This window comes from Mesorhizobium sp. B264B1B (assembly GCF_020165765.1).
Lineage (GTDB): Bacteria > Pseudomonadota > Alphaproteobacteria > Rhizobiales > Rhizobiaceae > Mesorhizobium.
In genome coordinates, this window is sequence record NZ_JAIUIS010000014.1 from 67,337 (window position 1) to 84,881 (window position 17,545).

General features: G+C 59.3%; 11 protein-coding genes and 1 pseudogene. 6 read left to right on the top strand and 6 right to left on the bottom strand.

Features of this window, described 5'->3' with window-relative positions:
* Positions 1-141 precede the first annotated feature (141 nt).
* Genes LB547_RS25040 through LB547_RS25060 form a run of 5 tightly spaced genes read left to right on the top strand, consistent with a single transcriptional unit; the run spans position 142 to position 6,057 of the window.
* A complete protein-coding gene (locus LB547_RS25040) occupies positions 142-462 on the top strand; it encodes a hypothetical protein (protein WP_064993342.1) in 321 nt (106 codons plus the stop codon).
* Entirely contained in the window at positions 459-3,581 is a 3,123-nt protein-coding gene (locus LB547_RS25045; protein ID WP_140698298.1) for a hypothetical protein, read from the top strand. The genes LB547_RS25040 and LB547_RS25045 overlap by 4 nt, the downstream gene beginning before the upstream one ends.
* A complete protein-coding gene (locus tag LB547_RS25050) occupies positions 3,582-4,343 on the top strand; it encodes a hypothetical protein (protein ID WP_064993340.1) in 762 nt (253 codons plus the stop codon). It abuts the gene before it with no gap.
* The gene (locus LB547_RS25055; RefSeq protein WP_064993339.1) at positions 4,340-5,635 is read left to right on the top strand and encodes a hypothetical protein; all 1,296 of its coding nucleotides are present in this window, start codon (positions 4,340-4,342) and stop codon (positions 5,633-5,635) included. Before LB547_RS25050 ends, LB547_RS25055 begins: the two co-directional genes overlap by 4 nt.
* The gene (locus LB547_RS25060; RefSeq protein ID WP_064993338.1) at positions 5,635-6,057 is read left to right on the top strand and encodes an ASCH domain-containing protein; all 423 of its coding nucleotides are present in this window, start codon (positions 5,635-5,637) and stop codon (positions 6,055-6,057) included. The genes LB547_RS25055 and LB547_RS25060 overlap by 1 nt, the downstream gene beginning before the upstream one ends.
* Positions 6,058-7,024: 967 nt before the next feature.
* Here LB547_RS25060 and LB547_RS25065 read toward each other — a convergent pair.
* From LB547_RS25065 to LB547_RS25080, 4 genes and pseudogenes are all read right to left on the bottom strand, one after another.
* Complete coding sequence (locus LB547_RS25065) at positions 7,025-7,987, bottom strand: hypothetical protein (protein ID WP_224655961.1); 963 nt, start codon at positions 7,985-7,987, stop codon at positions 7,025-7,027.
* 158 nt (positions 7,988-8,145) lie between these two features.
* Positions 8,146-9,390: pseudogene (locus LB547_RS25070) on the bottom strand (type II toxin-antitoxin system HipA family toxin).
* On the bottom strand, positions 9,383-9,718 hold the full coding sequence (locus LB547_RS25075; RefSeq protein WP_013533370.1) for a helix-turn-helix domain-containing protein: 336 nt from the start codon (positions 9,716-9,718) through the stop codon (positions 9,383-9,385). Before LB547_RS25075 ends, LB547_RS25070 begins: the two are co-directional and overlap by 8 nt.
* Before the next feature lie 589 nt (positions 9,719-10,307).
* Positions 10,308-11,216, bottom strand: a complete 909-nt coding sequence (locus LB547_RS25080; protein ID WP_064993336.1) for a hypothetical protein — start codon at positions 11,214-11,216, stop codon at positions 10,308-10,310.
* Between the two features lie 1,925 nt (positions 11,217-13,141).
* On the opposite strand from LB547_RS25080, the gene LB547_RS25085 reads away from it, so the two are divergent.
* Positions 13,142-13,885 (top strand): class I SAM-dependent DNA methyltransferase, encoded by a 744-nt coding sequence (locus tag LB547_RS25085; protein ID WP_064993335.1) that lies wholly within the window; start codon positions 13,142-13,144, stop codon positions 13,883-13,885.
* A 471-nt stretch (positions 13,886-14,356) separates the two neighbouring features.
* Here the strand turns inward: LB547_RS25085 and LB547_RS25090 are convergent, their stop codons facing one another.
* Together LB547_RS25090 and LB547_RS25095 are read right to left on the bottom strand one after the other, a co-directional pair.
* Positions 14,357-15,784: a hypothetical protein gene (locus tag LB547_RS25090; protein ID WP_064993334.1), complete on the bottom strand. Its 1,428-nt coding sequence runs from the start codon at positions 15,782-15,784 to the stop codon at positions 14,357-14,359.
* 427 nt (positions 15,785-16,211) lie between these two features.
* A complete protein-coding gene (locus LB547_RS25095; RefSeq protein ID WP_064993333.1) occupies positions 16,212-17,243 on the bottom strand; it encodes a class I SAM-dependent methyltransferase in 1,032 nt (343 codons plus the stop codon).
* Between the last annotated feature and the right edge of the window lie 302 nt (positions 17,244-17,545).

The following is a 17,545-nucleotide window of genomic DNA, read 5'->3' on the forward strand; positions in this document are numbered from 1 at the left end:
CATGTGAGAATATAGTGGAGTCAGGTTCGGTCGCTTCTATTCGCGGAAAGACACAGCATTAATACACAGCGCCACTGAGACTTAAATTGCTGGTCAGAGTGCCGAAGATATAGTAGAGGATGTTTAGCTGGGAGGGAGCTTATGGGGATCATCGAGACAGCAGCGCTGGGCGCCGTCGGCGGCATTCTGCCGGATATCATCAAGGCCATTCGCAAGCGCTTTGAGTCGACGCCGTCATATATCAAATCAAGCTACTATTGGTTCAGTGTGGTGTTGTTGGCGATCATCGGTGCGGTCGCGTCGATAGCGGCTCATGCCGGAACCGCTCAGGAAGCGCTGGCCTACGGAGCCAGTTCGTTCGCACTCCTCACACAGGTCGTGGGACAGACTGAGGAGAAGCATCTGGGAGGCGCGGACGAGGCGAGCCTGATACGCCAGATTCGCACCTGGTGGGGTTCGTGAAGCTCGCTGAAGCTTCCTCCCCGTCAAACCTTTTTCGGCGCTTCATTCGATTGACGGGTGCAGGTCCGGATCGCGACATTGGGCTTCCCTGGTTGCGGCTGCCATTCCTGGACCGCCCGTTCGACCTTTGGTCGCGAGATTCCAGATTGGCACTCAGGTCTGCTTTTCCAGCAGGCGAGATTGCCGCGGCGCTCGACGAACGCATGTTTGAGGATCGCGAACCGCTCTTCTTAAGGATCGGCGCGGGCGCCAGGGAATCCGCCGTCCCGTGGGAAGCGTTCCAGGCGGAAATCAGTCCGCTCAACCGCCACAAGCTCGCGCCCGTGCGGACTGTCGATGATGATCGCAGCTTCGGGTTCGCGGCGGTGCCGGAACGTATGAGAGTGCTTGCATTGGTCGGGCATCCAGGACCCGAACGCGCTTTTGACCCGCAAGCAGCCCATGATTTCCTTGCTGAAACCCTTGCGGCAGCCGCTACCGCGAGCGGCCGTATCGACGAATACGACCTGCTCCAGCTTCGCGCTGATGACCTCGACGCAGCAGTGGCGCTGGCACGGACGTTGAGGCCGAATGTGGTCATCTTCTTCGGCATCGGGCAAAGGGCACCCGCGCCGCAACTGCGCACGGCAGATGGCGACGACGGCTGGATGGCCGTTTCCGCGCTAGCGCAACGATTGTTTCCAACACCTCATTCGGCGCCGCCGTTCTGGATTTTCTGGGCCTGCTCACTCGGCGAACATGATGAGCAGACCTCCCAAAGTGTCGAGGGAGGTGCGGCGCTAACAGCGCTGCGCCAAAGCGGGGGTATTTCGGTCCTCGCCATGCGCTCGCGTATCCGCGTGCGCGCGGCACGCATCATGATCGAGGCGCTTTTGGGATCTTTCGCATCGGGAGAGCCTTTGGAGGTGGCGGCCGCCGTTAGCCGTGCTGCGGCTCTCAACGCCGATGTGATCTCTGACGGCCGGATGGACTACGCCGCGCCCGCCGTCTGGTCGCTTAGCGAGCCCGTGGACGCCGTCAGCTGGGGTGACGAGCCAGCGTTTCCGGCGTCCTGGGTGGCAGTGCGTCTTTTGTCAGGCGCCAACGAACTTCCCGCGCTTGCAAACGGGGTGGCTCCGATCGATGAGACGTCGTCGGCGCTCGCCCGCACCTGGACCCGGCCCGGTCGATATTTTGCGGTAACCGGTTCCGCGTCAATCGATCCGGGATCGCGCGCGCGGCTGCTTTCAGTTGGCGCAGCCCTGCGTCGTGATACAGGTCGGCCGGTCGTTCCGGTTTTGCCACGCTCAGGCGCGACTTTTGATCAACGCCTGCGGTTGTGGGCTGAGGACGCCTTTCGCCAGCTTGACCCCCGGCACCATGATCGCGAGATCGCCCAGGCAATTGCCGCCATTCGGGACACAGGTCTAAACGGGCTTGCCCGACTCCTTGCAATCCCCGACATTGTCGTTTTGCTGGGGGAAGTTCCCGATTCAGCGGTCGCATGGGACGTGCTTGTGACTGCGGCGGCGCTGAGTTCGGTGGTAGTCGCAGGTTCCGCTGTCCCTGACGCGGCCCGGCAATGGGCGATCGATCAGCTTATGATGGACATGGCCAACGAAGAGATCGAAGCCGCGGTGCGCGCGGAGCCATTGGTGTCGGCTATCCTGAGCGTCTCCGAGCGGGCGCTGGCCATGGGTGATGTCGGGCGCATAACTGGCGTGGAAGCAGCCCGACTTACCCGGCTCGATCCCTTTTGCGTACGCGTTGCAGGACAACGGGTGCTTGCAGAGACGGTTCGGCGCACCATGCTGCGATTGTTGCCGTCCGAAACAGTTGATGCAGCCCATCGCTCCTGCATAACAATGCTGCTTGATCGGCCGGTAGAGCACGATTTCGGCGCGCTGGTCGAAGTTGTTCGTCACTATGCTTCACTAAGAGAGGGAAGTCAGGCCGCAGAAGCGATCAATGCCGCTTGGCTTGCGGCTGGCGCTGGCTGGTCGATCTCGGATCGGGCACGACTGTTTGATCAAGCAACGCAAAGCCGCGTCTTGGTCGACGAGCTCGCCGCCGCCCCGTGGTTCTCAATCTGCGAAGCCGCCATTGTCTTGCAGCAATTCGCACTGGTCCGCACCATGCTTAGCGGCCGTAACTTTTCCACGCCTGTCGAAAAGGCGCGAAAACATGCGATGTTGTCGGAGTGTTTCAAGGCTGACGCCACGCAACCGCCAGCGCAACAAGCGATGCGCCGCGAGGCTGCGGCAGCGGTGGCCGAAGCCCAGGCGGCCGTCGACGCTGGTATCGCCGATGCCGCCGTCCAGTTGTCACAGTATCGCAACAACCTTGCCCGCATCAGCCAGTATTTTGATCATGACTATGATGGCGCGCTTGCGGTCTATGACACGATCCTCAAGGAGGTCGGGCCCTCAGCCTTCGCGAATCCAATCTTCGGGCACCTCTTTGCGGCGGCCAGCCGCAATGCTGCCGAATGCGTTCTCGATCCAGCCATGCGTCCGCTCGATCCGGTTATCCGCGACCGCGCCGAAGCACTTGTTCAGCAGGGCCTCGAGGTGGCCCGAGCGCTTCACCTTGCTGAAGTGGAAATGGAACTTCGCTACACTAGGGCACGCATCGCGGAGGCCGCCAATGACGATCAGACCGCTGCCCTTATTCTAGCCGGACTGTCCGATGGCGAGGCGCAACGCCGCTATCCGCTTCTCGCAGCCATCGCGGCGGACAGGTTGGCTTGGAACGAGATGCGCACCGGTCATCGCCGGTTCAGTTGGGACGATGCGCGCGCCAGGCTTCGGACATTGCGCTTGTTCGAGCATGCCTGGGCGCAACGGGTTGTCATAAGGAACCGCATAGATTGCGCGGATTGTCTGGCAGCAAGGGGCGCGCCGGATCGCGAGACCGCGATCGAGCTGCTCAAGGACAATGTGGCCGACATCAGACGCCTGCCAGGGCTGACAGGAGACGAAGACGCGCAGCGCGCGGCAAAAACCCATGCCGGCCTGGATGTCCTCACCGCGTCCGGGGGGACGGTTTGGGCCGCTTTTCTAGAATCCCCCCTGGCCGCCAAGGTGCCCGAGCCGTGGAAGCGGGGGACCGCCGAAGAAATCTGGCAAGGGAGGATCTGAATGGGAACGGGGGGATTTGGGGGCGGCAGCGGCTCGCTCGGCGGCGGAGGCGCCGGGTCGGCAGGATCGGGCGGTTCCCTGTTGCGGGCCATCACGTATCTGCGCGACATCGCACGAATGCTGACGGCCGACGGCGATCAGGCACGACTAACGCGCGAGATCAATGCATTGCTACGCGAACGAGGACGCGCGGGCTTCATGGCGGGGCTATTTCAAGACCCCTTTGCGACCACACTGCTCGACAGGTTGATAGAACTCAGCAGGGCAATGCAAGGGCAAAGATGGTCTGGCATCTTGGATCAGAGCGGCGTTGCCAAAGGTTCAGGATCGATCACCGCCTATTGCGACGTGGCGATTGACCAAGCTTTGCGCGAGCATGGCGACGCCGTCGATGAAAGGCATATCGACCGCGTCGGTCTGGCGTTTCGCTCGTTTCTTGCAACCGCCCTTGCGGGCGATAACCTGGCGGTGGCCGAACGAGGCGATGCGGCAGCGGTAGAAGTGGCCTTCGATCGGACCCGCTTCGCCGACCCGAATGACATTCGTCGCGGCTTTCTCGGGCAAATCATTGCCAAAAGCATTGTCGGTGAATCCTGCATAGACCTCGGGGCGTCGGAGTTGTCGGTCGAGCGCGCCGCCAATACGATCGCCGCCGCTATCCAGCAACGCTTTGAGGAGAAATTCGTCCGCACCCGCAAGGCTGCCAGCGGCGATCTGCTGGCGACCATAGGTGCCAACTATTCGAAACTGGTAATCGGATGATGAGCACGCCTCGGACCATTCCCGCCCATATCGAGATCGTCAAGGCGCCGCGGCGGGAGACACAGGTCATCGACCTCGACCTTGCAAGCATCCAGTGGCACAACGCGGCCGGCCTCGGTCCGCTTGGGCTCGATCCCCGAGCGCTTGATCTCCTGGAAGTGGCGCGCCTCGTCTGGGAAGTGGAGCGCTATATTCCCAAGCGTATTTCGAGCCAGCGCGTTCGATCGGTAAAGGTGGCTGTTTCGGTGCGCGAACCCTCAGCATGGACGACCGCAACCCATGCAGCCCTAACGGCGATCCTGCGCTTATTGGGCAACGCTGAATGGACGTTCGCGGTCTCCAAGCGAAAGACCTCGAACGCGCTCGATCGGCTTTCGTTGAATGGCTCACACACAGATCGCGTTCAGACCACCGCGTTGTTTTCGGCGGGCCTCGACAGCACCAGCGGGCTGGACTGGCTGCGCCGCAACGACACCGACGCTGCGCTCGCTTCCTTTTATGGCGCCAAGGCAAGGCAAACGGAGTTGGCCGATCAATTCGCTTTCAAACGCCATGTCCAGGTAGGATGCACGTGGTCCAATGGACGACGACGCATCGGCGGGCAGTTTCAATATCGCTCTTTCCTGTTCCTTGCGCTCGGCGCGTTGGTCGCGCGTTCCTATGGCGCCACGACGTTGCTCCAGTTCGAAAACGGCCCTTTGGCGATCGCGATGCCACCGGCGGCGACCTATCGGATGACCCGCCATGCACATCCCATGCTGCACACCTTGGCGAGCGGTCTGTTCTCAAACCTCTTCGGCGAACCGTTGTCGGTTCAGAACCCGTTTTTGACCACAACCAAACGCGAAGCCGCCGAGGCGATGAAGGCGCATCTTGGTGCCAAGCGGTTCGATAAGGCCATCCTCGAAACCGAGACCTGTTGGAACCTGGCGTCGCGCCAGGTGCTCGGCGCCATTACCAAGCGCATCGGTCAACCATGCGGACTTTGCATTCCCTGCGCGGTGCGCAGAACCGCTTTGCGCGGCCGAGATGTCCCGCACGCGGTCGATCTGACATCCAAAAAGGACCCGCACTTCACTGACGGCGATGCGCGTATCCATATCGACGCTTATCTGGCATGGGCACGAAAGCTCACCGCATCGTCCTATGGACCCGAGCGCTTCGCGTTCGAAGCGCCGCAGATCGTGCGAGAGGCGGTTACACATTCCCAGGGCAAGCTGACGATGGCAGAGATTTTTGACATCGAGCAACGCTTCGCCCGCGAGTTGATCGAGACGTTTCCGGTGCCTTGATGACCATTATCGGCCTACCGAATTTTCTTGTAGCACTCAGCATCAAGCAGCCCTGGGCGGAACTGATTTTGCTGGGCCGCAAAACCATCGAAGTGAGAAGCTGGCCGACCGACTTCCGGGGGCCGTTGATCTTGCACACCGGCAAGAAGCCGGAGCTGGAAGCCCTGTTTCGATATCCCGATATCGACGCAAGCTACTTGGGTGGGTTCGTCGGCGTGGCCGAGCTGGTGAACGTCGAACTGTTCACCCATGCCAGCTGGAGCCGTCTCAGGTCGGAGCATATGGTGCCTGGCCCTATGCCAGGCGAAGCCTTTGGCTGGCGTTTTCGGCATGTCCGCCGGTTGAAACGGCCAGTAGATGCCAGCGGCAGTCTCAAGTTGTTCCCAGTTTCGGAGAACGCAAGACAGGCCATGGAATTCTGACACGCGGACCGTCACGCCTGCTTTTGGCGCAGCGCAAACCCCGGTTCCGTCGTTTAATTCGCCTCGGACGCTGGCCACCGCAATGGCCGTTCCTGGTGCCTATCGAGAAGCCCGCGGCGTAGACCTATACAGGCGATGCGATGAAAGGGCTTGAGATCGAAAATCTCGGGCTCTGCAGGGCAGAAGTTGATCGCAAACGCTCATGGTCCCCTTACGCCCCAGCATTTACACGGGGCGCGAGCGCATGGCGTTCGTAGTCGAGGAGCAACCCGCATCTTCACTAGGCGTGCCTGCGATAAAGTCTTCAAGAAGCGCCCAAGAGAACAAACCTGGGAAGGAGTTGCGCGACCTCACCGGAGTGGTCGAGTCCGAATTTGTCCTCCCGCTCTACGCCGGTGACAACACGAACCGGGGCGCAGCAGATCGTCGTGGTCCTTGTGGCAAGAGCGGCTAGTCCCAGCAGCCCAAATCGGATTGCATCCAGGTTGAGCCATTGGTGGGATCGCGCCGAATCGTATTTTTCGATGGGACACCCCGGCCGGATGTCTCATGCCGTCTAAATCAATAGCATCCCGCATGATGGGCGTTTTGGCGGGTAAATTCCGGAAGTTTACTCTAAGTTTTTGATTTTATTGATAATATGGCGGAGAGAGCGGGGCCTGGCGATACAACTCCTCGGATAACTGATGTCAGCCTCCGAGGCTTCGTATCTAGCCTGAACCCGGGCGGCCGCCATTTTGGCCTCAAGGCGCGGCCTTCCCCAGCGTATCGGTATACGACACTACCGGACGGGGCCGAATACGTTTCGGCAGACGATCTGAATTTTCGTCCCCTGTCGGTGGTGATAGTGGGCATCAGCGCGGCGTGGCCGCGTTCAGTCTCCTGCGTTCCATCTTTCTGCCTAATCGTGCCGTGTCTGGTGTCGCCGGCCGTTTCCCCACGATGCTCATGTTCGGTGGTCACCGGATCAGTTGCCTCCTCTGATGCGTCGCTCCTCACCGATCGGGATGATCCAGCCGCCAGCGCGGTCAGGCCGAGAAAAATCATCGGGACCCCCTATCTGCGTCAGGCGGATGCGAACGGTTTGCAGCTCCGCGTCGATAGCGGCACGGATGAGATCGCGCTCGATGCCGACGAAGACCGGCCGGAGATTGAGGCGAGCGAGCGCCTCCTGATCGGCGGGCGCAACGTCGGTGTCAGCGACGGGTCCGGCACGGGTGACGATCCCTCCGATCAGTCCGCCCATGGTCGTGGCCTTTTCCAGCTCTCTCACCAACGTGGCATCCAGCAGCGCTCGGGCGCGTTGGAGATCCCCTTGGAGTCTTCGCGCGAACGGCTGGTGTGTGAGGCCGCGAAGCGCACTGGCTAGCTCAGCGTGCCCAAGCGACTTGATGAGATTGGCGATATGGAGGCGGAGAAGCCCGATGAAGAGCGCGTCTTTCTCCTCCGGCTTGATCGGCTCGCCTTCATCGATCGGATCGCGGACTGAGAGGTGGGCGTCCGTCGGATTTGGCGCCGCCATCCCCCAGCGGGTCGCGATGGCAATGCGCTTCACTGTGATCTTGCGGCCTCCAGCGGTGATATCTATCCGTCCGGCCTGAGCCCAGGCGCGGTTCAACGCTTTGGCCGGGCCGCCATTATCGTGGCAACCTTTCGCTTCGGCCACGGTCAAGGAGGACAGGTCGGATGCGCAGGCGATCCAGTCGGGCAGATCGCCGCGGGACAAGCGCGTGACTTTGACCTGCCGGCGGCGATCGAGGTCGATGATGCGGCTGCCGAGATGCGCGAAGATCGAAAGGTTGAAGTAGCGTTCCAGATAGGCGCGGGCAACGAAGCGGCCGAACAAGCCGGATAGCGCGACCTTCACCTCGCGGGCTTGCCCAAGCGGTTCCCGGAAGATGAAGGGCGTACCCGCGCCGGTTGGCGTCAACAGCGCGTCCAGGATAGACCACGCGCCATATGCAGCCCCTGGCGTCTGCAACACTTCGCGAATCCCGGCGTCCTCGATCTCCGAGACGTCGAGGTCGACGGTCGCGCCCGCGACAGGGCTGAATGTTGGCGGATCGAAATTGTGGAGGAAGGTCCTCGTCATAGCGCCAGCGCCAGCTTGGGATCGTCATGCTCGAAAGCGCTGGCCATTCGGCTGATTTCCGCCGATCGAGCGCCGACCGCCTTGGCTGTATCGCGCCAGGTCGCTGTCACGGTCGCGACCTCTTTGATAATCGCGCGGGCCTGCGGCAGGGTGAGCGCGAAAAATATCGACGCGTTCAAGCAGATCGAGCGAACAGGTGCCCTCATCGAGATCGATGTTCGTCGTCAGCACCCGGGCCTTGAGATCTGTCGGGACGGGATTGAGGTCGTATGCCGGCGAGAGAGACCACCCCGCCTTTCCCAGCCATAGGAAACCGTGATTGCGGAGGTGGTCGTCGACATTGGAAACCAGCACATTGAAGACGACCCGCCGATAGAGGGCATGCGCGTCCGTCTTCCCCTGGGCGCCGTGTTGAGCAAGGGCATCGACGATCTCCGGATAGCTGCCGCGCTCACCGTCCTTGGCGCCCATCATCGCCATCGCCGACAGGAACGGGATGCGGCTCGCACCGTCACGATCGAAGCGTCGCGACAACATGACTGGCTTGCCGGCGACCTCGATCAGCTCGTGTTGAGGCGTGGCAATACCTGCCTGGCCGGCCAGCCGCAGCGCGATCTGTTCCCAGGTCTCCATACTGTAGTCGTCGGTCTCCTTCGGGAATTTCGCTATGGAGAGGTGACCATGTTGGTCGATAACCGAGGCCTTCGGTCGGGCACCGCCCAGGGAGGAGCCTGGGGCAAAGATGAGCTGCAAGTCTTCATCCGTTTCCTCGTCTCGGAGGATCGTTCGGTGATCTGGAGCAAACGGCCAAGCTCGATTAAAGCAGGAACGCCCGTGCGGATCGGCGCTTGGAAAATCTCTTCGCCGACCCAGCGGAAGCGGAGGGCGCCAAGTCGCGTCTCGTCGGCGACGCTGAGCAGGTAGTCGCTTTCTACAAGCGTGCGAACCGCGCGGCCTTCTTGGTCGGCGAGGCGGCGTTCGGCGCGCTGCATGAGGCGCCGGCCCCAGGTATCCGGCGCTGAGTCGCCGATGGAGCCGAAAGTCACAAGACCTGCAGGGGGGGCGAAGGCTCCGCGGGTCAAAGCAAGAGCTGGCTCTAGCGAGAAGCGGTCCGGATCCTCAAGCCATGCTCCGTCATACTCGAAGAGGATGGTCTCGGTTCCCCGGACGCGATTGCTCCTCGCCAGTCCGATCGGGCGTGTGCGGCCGTCCAAATCGATATGGACCTCGAAGTCAGCCATCGCGCGACGATCCGGTTGGCCGCTGGAGGTGGACATGCTTGGGCAGGTCGGCACTGGCGAGCGCCTGACCGACGCTGTCGTTGCTGATGTCGGCGACCTGGCCCAGGCCCTCAAGGAGGCCGAGGGCCTGCAGGACGCCGGCATAGATGCCGACGCTGACGTTGGTGTCCCCGGCTTCGACCCTTTGCAGAGTCGAGCGAGAAGTGAAGGCGCGCTCGGCTACCACCGCCATCGGCAGCCGTCGGCGTCGACGGGCATCATGAATGTCAGCCCCAAGCTTGCGCAGCACGCGCCGCACCGCAGCCGGAGGGTTGTGTGGAGTGGGCATTATGTCACCTTCGCGCTACAGATTGGTCCGTTATGTAGCACGAAGACTACAATTCATCTAGCCCTTGAAGCCTCATCTCAATGGAGAACGAAGTTCTATTACCGCCGTCGTGACGGCATCGACGGGACCCCCCAGTCGTCGGCGATCGCGGCGAGCGTGGTCATCACGTCATCGAAGCTCGTTCGGACGACCTGAGTGAAAGGAGCGTCTGTCTCCGTCACTATGCGGTCGATCTGGGCAAGTGCAGGCGAGAGAGCGGCCGCGATGCGAACGGGTCATCTCGGCATGACGGAGAAATAGCATAGCATCGGCGCACATCGAGCCTCGCTTTTGCTTCGGGTGAACCAGTGAAGCACGACCGTGCCGCGATGCTGTGGGAGATACGACCGTGCCGCGATGCTGTGGGAGATATTGTTCGTGCAGGTGCGGCCGCTGCCCGCCTTAAAAACTGTCAAGAAAGGTGGCGAGCGCCCAGACCCGTATCAGGATCCACTAAGGCTCGGGTATTCAGGCTCCGCGCCTCCGACGCGACCATGCTCTGAAGCCGCACCTCCAAGATAATAGGTTTTCCTTCGCCGGATGGAGGCGGTCAGAAATCCAACGCTTTGGCCAGCATCGGTTCAAGAACCAGATCCGGCCGACCTCCCTTTTCGCGAAGCTCCATTGCCCTTATGATCTTCGTGCCTTCATGGCTGTGCTTCCAGTCCCGAGACGCTTCGGCCGCGACGACGAGGTAGTCGGTCTGGCCGCAGACGGTTTCCTTCCAATCACCGCCGCGTTCGCAAATCATCTCAGCGATTACCTTTCGCGGGCCAATGGCGAATTTTCCCGTGAGGACGAACATCCGACTCGGAATTACGAGCCGGCTTGCATCCTCCAAGGCGCCGTCAATGACACCCACATTGCCGAAGGTAGGCAGCCCCGTATCTGTCGCGCTGTCGCCGACAAGATGGGCAATCCACCCGCATATGTCTTCTGCCTCCTCGGCGGTTATGCGACGGTCAGAAATAGACCTTCTGGCAGTTTCTCCGAGAGACGCCACGCGGCTGTCTCTCTGCAGGACCACACTCGAGTCCAACCTGGACAGCAGTCTTTCGACCTCTGCGGGCGTGATGGAGTTGTCGCAGGCGATACCGGCACAGAACCCGTAGAACTCGTTGACTTCGTCCTTCTCGTCAGCGGCGATAAACTCCCGCGAGCGTATGCCGACTATTGTTTCAAGGATGGCGTAGATCTCTTCGGGCGCGTTACCCCACACATCCAGATCGCGAATGAGCTCGGCAGCATCGTCGTCGTGAAGAAGGGACAGGAACTGCTCAGCTTCGACCCTGAGTGGCGGCATCTCCGCGCTCTCGACCCGCTCGCTGGCCATCACGCCCTTCAAGAACCCGAGCCAGTACCCCAACGCCTTCCGGTGATTTGCCTGCGCATGGATTCTACCGAGCGCGGCCCCTTCGTGTTCGAGTTTACCGCCCCTTCCGCGGAACACTTCAACCATTGTCGCCCCCTCGACTCTTGGTTTCGATCTTAGCAGACATCAGAACACTCATCTATCCGCCGACCAGACAACGCGTGCCTAAACCGGAAGGCCTATCCCGTTAGCTCCCTGCTTTCGAGATGGTAGGGCCAGGTTGCCACCCCAGGAACGGCGTTTCGGCCGAGCGGTCGACCAAAGAAGACGCTCTGGACTCACCAAGGATCAGGCGCCTGAACCCGCTGCCTCCGACGCGCTCTGTCTCTCGCCCAGCCGTGCTCGTCCGCAAGGGACGCTCCGCTCAAGCCCTTGCGGACTGCGCGCGCCTGCGCATGGCGGGACGCGCGACGGCGGCTCCGGAGATCAGGCTTGGTTCCAGACCGCTTCGTGCGGGGAGCTAAAGCTCGAGATCGCCCTTTCGCCTACTGTGCCGACACCGTTCTGTCCCTGGCGCTGCCGTGCTCTTTGATTAAATCTGCCGAATTCTCGCGTATCCTGCGGCCGCGCATGTGAGCACAAGGTGGCGCCGGCGCTTCGACGAGCCACCCCACAAAAACCAGCGTCGGGATGGCGACCGAAATGCTGAGGCAAGAGACCGCCACTCCAGAATGAAAAGTTCGTCATGCATTCCCATGCCGTTATTGCGTCCCTGCCAGTCGCCGGGGCCGACCGTACTGTCCTTATCGAGGCCGCCAACACCGCGCTCGAAAGAGCCATAAGCGCATTGAGCCCGCCAACGAGAAGCTGACTCGCACCCTTTGGGATGCCGAGTCCTATATCCATAATGAAATCACCGCAGACATGTTGCCGATTTCACGGGACGACGCTGCGTACTTCGTGGACGTGTTCCTGATGCATCATGTCATTGGATTGGCTGTCGCAGCAGACGAAGAGGCCGCTGATATCCCGGCCGTGACCTCGCCGGAGGTGGCTGGACCTGCCTGCTGCAATCTCGCGGGCAGCGCAATCAATACAGCGGTCTATTGTAGCAGACGCTTTATGAAGGCGAACCTCGACGATCTCGTGCGGCGCTGCGCCGGCCCGACCCGCCGATTCAAGCGGAGTGGTGCTGAGGTTGCAGGAAAATGCCCCCCGCAGGACTCCTGGAGGGCAGGCACGGGCTGGGTGCCGTGCTCGTGGGCTGGAGGCGCGTCACAGCGGCGCAGGCCCCGCACCCGGAGGGCGTCATGACGATGACGGAGGCCGCCCCCCTTCCTTGGAGTCCATCACTACACCCTGAGATTCCTGGTGGATTCGGGATACGTCGAAACGACCTCGTGAGAGGGAAACTGGGCGCAAGAACACTCGGGCCGAATTCACTACGGCCGTGGCAGCACGGCCGCTCCAGAACGATTTCGTCCAAGCCAGGAACGGGCCAGGAGACTGGGACGCGGTTCGAGTCCTTGCCCCCGGCTCTCGGAAGCAGGATTTAACCCTGCGATCCGCACCTCGATGGGGAACAGTCGCAAAGTGCAACCGAAGCTTTTGAGCAAGTGCTCACGGCTGAAATCGGAATCCGCCGGGGACTATGGATGTATCTTCGGCACGGCGACTTCAAAGGAACCGCCTCGTTATGGGCCAAAACGTTTGTGATGACGTAAAGGTCAGGCCAGAGTTGCCACTCCCCGCACGCGGTGTCCCTCAGAGGCGCCTTTCGCGACCAGAATCGTCTGATCTTTTGTCGGAACCCTGACAAAGCCGTGTCGTTGCAAACAGACAGAAGCGGAGACTAAGAGCCAATATAGTGAACTAAACCGACTCTTTGAATTGGCTTGGCTCTTGCATTTTGAATCGGCGTTCATTCCGCAACGGAGCCGTTCGATGTCCGGAGCCCGACCAGAGCGACACCCTTCGACCATTTCCTGTTGCGGAACGAGCGGCGTTATTTCCGAGCCGATTGCATACGAAGTAATTGCTAAAATCTTTAAATCAATCTCACAGGAGGAGAAATGGCTGACGAATTCATCTACGACGAAAATTGGTCGGCAATGTATGAGCTACTTACATTGCTGCGAGGTAAGAATGATGAGGTCGGCGAGACTGTCGCCTTTCTTCAGCGATTTTCCAGCGGAGGGAGTGCTCTTGAACTCGGCATTGGCGACGGACGCGTGGCGGTGCCGTTGAGCGAGCGAGGCGTCAAGGTCGAAGGTATCGACAATTCGGACAGCATGTTGAACCTTCTCGCCAAGCGTACTGGCCTGATTAAGTTTTGGAAGGCAGATATTTCAAGATTTAGATCGGAGCACCGCTACAACTTGGTGTATTGCGTTTGGAATACATTCACGCAGGCCGTCACGCGCGAAGCGCAAATAGCTTGCCTCCGATCTGCCGTGGAGGCGTTAGATGATGGAGGGAATTTGGTGATAGATGTAGGCGTGCCGCCCTTGGATGGTTTCGTCAACGGCCAGAAAATTTCCACGCTCGTTGTGGATCATGAGAATACGATCATCGCTGCTGATGTGCACGATCCGCTAACCCAAAAATTGGTCTCAACCCTCCTCTGGTTTTCTGGTACGTCGGTCAAACGATTGCCCAATCGCGTTCGTTACGTCTATCATCAGGAACTCGATACCATGGCCGAATGCGTAGGGCTCAAGCTGGCGGAGCGTTGGGGAGATTGGGCAGGAGGTGCGTTCACCGAACAGTCCAAACGTCATATCTCTGTTTACCGCCGAGCGACGACCGGTCTATAAAATGAGTTATCTCCAACTAATGTAAGGCAACCCCCCCCCGGGCGGGTGATAAAGCCTGGCAGAGCCTCATTGAAACGACCGTGAGGTTGATGTGAGCGGAACAAGCGAGCTTGGCGGCATAAGAGTCTATGATCGGTTCTACCTATTCGCAATATGGTCTGTAGGAGTCAGCAGCGCGAAGCGCGAACGTGCATCAGCGAACAAGCGCGGCTCACGAACTCCGATGCCTTAACAACTCGATCGCGCGCCGAACGACCTCGCTGGCTTCCTGCAAGCACTTGACCACCTGACGCCGAAGGCCACTTCGATCGGAAAGTGCTGTCAGCATAATTCGGCCGTCGGCAATCGCCAATGCGCACGCATGGCTCGCACAGGTCTTCAAAGCGCATCGGCGATGGAAGGCCCAACAGCGATGTCCATGCCTTCAGTGAAATGACCAAATCTGAACGGCGTCAGCTTCGCGCTCACAGATCAACGGGAGGGTCCAATTACATCCTGTTCTGGCTGCTGAGCGCCAGCGAGCCAAATGGGGCGATCCTCCAATGCTGTTTCCTTTGCAAGCCGTTTGCACAACGTTTGCCAGAGGGGATCGCCGGCGAATGCTGGCAAGCTGCCCCATGCCTCCCTCAAAGGTATCTCGCCATAGCAGTCGATTAACCGCCCAAAATCGCAGCCAAGCTGGGTCATAAGACTGAACGGATCGATTCGACCCGGCGAGATCGTGCGATGCCCCCACAGACTCGGCTCTTGGTCAGACCCCAGCGAGACGGACAAGCTACTATTTGCAGGTGACGGAAACTCAGAGAGAGTAGACAGCAAGGCATAGCGCATAATCGGATAGTAAACGATCTGGCGACTGCCGCCGAGCACCCGCACTCCAGGGAGTATCGATGTTACAAAGAATGACAGGAGCATACTGGGTATGATTTCATGCTCGTTCAACGATTGGAGAAGCGCGTCAGGTGCGCACTGTACAGAGAAGGTCCCGCTTTCGTTCAAAAACAGGCCATCGCGCAGCCGCAGGGGAAATATGCGCCCCCCTAAAAAATGCCAAAAGAAGTCGGTTGTCGTCTTTGCCCAGCCGGCCCATTGGCCGCAATCAAACGACACGAAATGATTGAGCAGCCTCTTCGCAAAAGAGCTTGGTCCAAACAGCGTTGACGAAAGCCACGATGACGGGTCGCGAAGATGCTGGGCGACTAGGTCGCCCACGTCCAAATCATCGAACTGCAACAACTGTAGATCCGATGCGAAGAAACGGCGCCAGAGGCTCTGATTGGCTGTCTTGATAGCATCGGCGGCCGAGAGAAACTCATCATCGGGCAGGGCTCTTTTCAATTGCGCGGCCAGTTGGCTCGCGATCCTCGTCTGTTTGGCGCTCGTCAGAGCAAAGCGCTGCGGCGCATGACGTCCGCAAACACTGAGTCGACCCATTTTTCTGTTTGACAGCCCGAAGAGATTGAAGTGCTGACCTCCAAGCCGCAGCCAACCGGGGCCTTTCTTGTCGCTTTCTTGGAATTTTACAGTTGAACTCGAATGAGTCACATACCAGCTGTCTTTATGGGAGCGCAGCCCCATGGCACTAAAGATATGCGTGTAGAACGCATCGGGTTCAAAAGCCAGGTAACAGTGTGGGCCGGTCTGAATGACCGGTCGGCTTCGAAGCTGTGCACCGAGTTTTTCAATCTGCTGATGCCCATAGCCCAGACGAGAGGCACAATCTGCAAGTCGTAACTCCATCTGCTCTAGAGCATGCATACGGACAGGATCGGCGGCGGCGGGCTTAGCGTCATAAGCGGCATGCGCATACGCACGTGTCGGAAGCGTCGAGTAACGCGAGATGTGTGGCATAAGCCAAACCAATGCTTCAGCGACGGGTTTTGGAGATGGCGATTTCATAACACGTCATCCGGTGGGCTGTTGGGCTACCGTTTTGCTTGGTGGACAGATGAGAATACCGACTGTCCAAACCACGACGATGACAACTCCGAAATACGGGAGCCCGGCCGAGGGCAACAGCGTATCGCCGGCAAGTGCAGTCAAACCATACACAACCAATCCAAACCCCGTTGCAAGGGTTTGGATGCGCGCTGGCCGATCGACGGGAACCGCAATAAAGCCGACTGCGCCGCTGGTAACAATTGGATCATCCTTCCCGACAAAGTAATGAGGTGACTGTCTGTACGCTGTTGGTTTCAAGAAGCGCGAGCCATGTCGCGGACATGAAATACGAGTACCTGCCGATATTGGAGGCAAGCCACTGGCCAAGAATGTACTGGTCGTAACAATGGCATTTTAGGACGCGTTGGTCGTTGGCCGGCTTCGCTCAGCTTCCGGACGCTGCCAGGCGGCGGAACGGCGGGGGTTCGAAGGCCAATCCCGGCAGCGAAGCCGGGGTTTCTGTATAGACGTATTCATTTGGAATGCAGGGTGGGGCCATCGCCGAAATTACACGCCGAAGATTGTCCGCGTTGTTGCTAGCGGCAAGTGTGTAGAAATTGCCAGAATTCCATGTCACGCATCCGTATTTGAAGTGCGCGGCCACCGACTCTGACATTTCAGATAGCGTCGTCTCATTGAGGTTCATTTGCTTAAGAATGGATTCAGTTTTCTTTTTGATATCATCCTGAGTGAAGAAGCGCGCTTTATATCCGTAGTCTTTCTGGAGCTCCCGGCTCAAGTATGAGATGTCGTCGTCTTGCCGAAATTTTTCGAAGAAGAAGAATATCCCACCGTCTTTCAAGTGACGTTTCACAAAGCCAATCTGCGCCTTTCGATTGGGCGAATACATTTGAAATGTGGTGTCCTCCAAGATGATGTCGAATCCGTCGGCAAAGTGCCTGAGCGCCAACGTCCCAACCATTCGGCTCCGGGTCAAGTGATGAAATGGGCCGAGGAAGAATGTTGCATGCGCGGGCCGTCCGTGCAGAAAGAAGCTTTCCTCGTTTTCCTTATTGGGACTGCATGAAAGGGTCTGAATCTTGCCGTTACCCAGCTGGGCAAGCGTTCGAGCGAGTGTGCCTTCGGCGGCCCCCAGCAGATAGAACCGAGCCGGGAGGGTCTCATCCGCGATAGCGTCTGCATATCGCAAGAAGGCATCGCCAACTCGAACCTCCTCCTCAAGACGATAAGGAATGCTGGCATGATAGTGAGGGTCGAAGCGGCCCCAGATCTGGCGATGCGCGCCGGTGAAGCTTTGCAGCGACGCATCCCCTTGGAAAAGGCGCGCATCAACGCTCGGAACTTTGATCGGGGCTCCTGATCGCCCTGCTGCGGTCGCCGAAAAGAAATCGGCCATTTCATTCAATCGTGGTGCCTTATCGCAGTCCTTGAAAAAGTCTCCCACCCGCTGTTCCATTCCGCTCTTCCCAAGTGAATTGTTCGACGCACAGCTCCGGTACTTCGCGCATGGCTCCGTCACTAGACGCATCCGAGGCAGGCCGGCTTCGCCATAGTTATATCACATCACAATAAGTACTAATGTAAAAGTTAAGCTAAAATCAAATATAGGTCGCGACTTGGAAACAACACACTCTGGACATTAATTAACAATCTGCGCAAGGAGTGTTAGACTTAGTCCGCAGACCTCAAAATTGGATGTGCACATGAGTTACTCACGCGTTGACCGGTATCGCCTGGTCGAGCTTGCCGGTCCCGGGC

Coding starts and splice junctions, on each gene's coding strand:
- LB547_RS25040 (WP_064993342.1), top strand. CDS start 142: ATGGGGATCATCGAGACAGCAGCGCTGGGCGCCGTCGGCGGCATTCTG.
- LB547_RS25050 (WP_064993340.1), top strand. CDS start 3,582: ATGGGAACGGGGGGATTTGGGGGCGGCAGCGGCTCGCTCGGCGGCGGA.
- LB547_RS25055 (WP_064993339.1), top strand. CDS start 4,340: ATGATGAGCACGCCTCGGACCATTCCCGCCCATATCGAGATCGTCAAG.
- LB547_RS25060 (WP_064993338.1), top strand. CDS start 5,635: ATGACCATTATCGGCCTACCGAATTTTCTTGTAGCACTCAGCATCAAG.
- LB547_RS25075 (WP_013533370.1), bottom strand. CDS start 9,718: ATGCCCACTCCACACAACCCTCCGGCTGCGGTGCGGCGCGTGCTGCGC.
- LB547_RS25080 (WP_064993336.1), bottom strand. CDS start 11,216: ATGGTTGAAGTGTTCCGCGGAAGGGGCGGTAAACTCGAACACGAAGGG.
- LB547_RS25085 (WP_064993335.1), top strand. CDS start 13,142: ATGGCTGACGAATTCATCTACGACGAAAATTGGTCGGCAATGTATGAG.
- LB547_RS25090 (WP_064993334.1), bottom strand. CDS start 15,784: ATGAAATCGCCATCTCCAAAACCCGTCGCTGAAGCATTGGTTTGGCTT.
- LB547_RS25095 (WP_064993333.1), bottom strand. CDS start 17,243: ATGGAACAGCGGGTGGGAGACTTTTTCAAGGACTGCGATAAGGCACCA.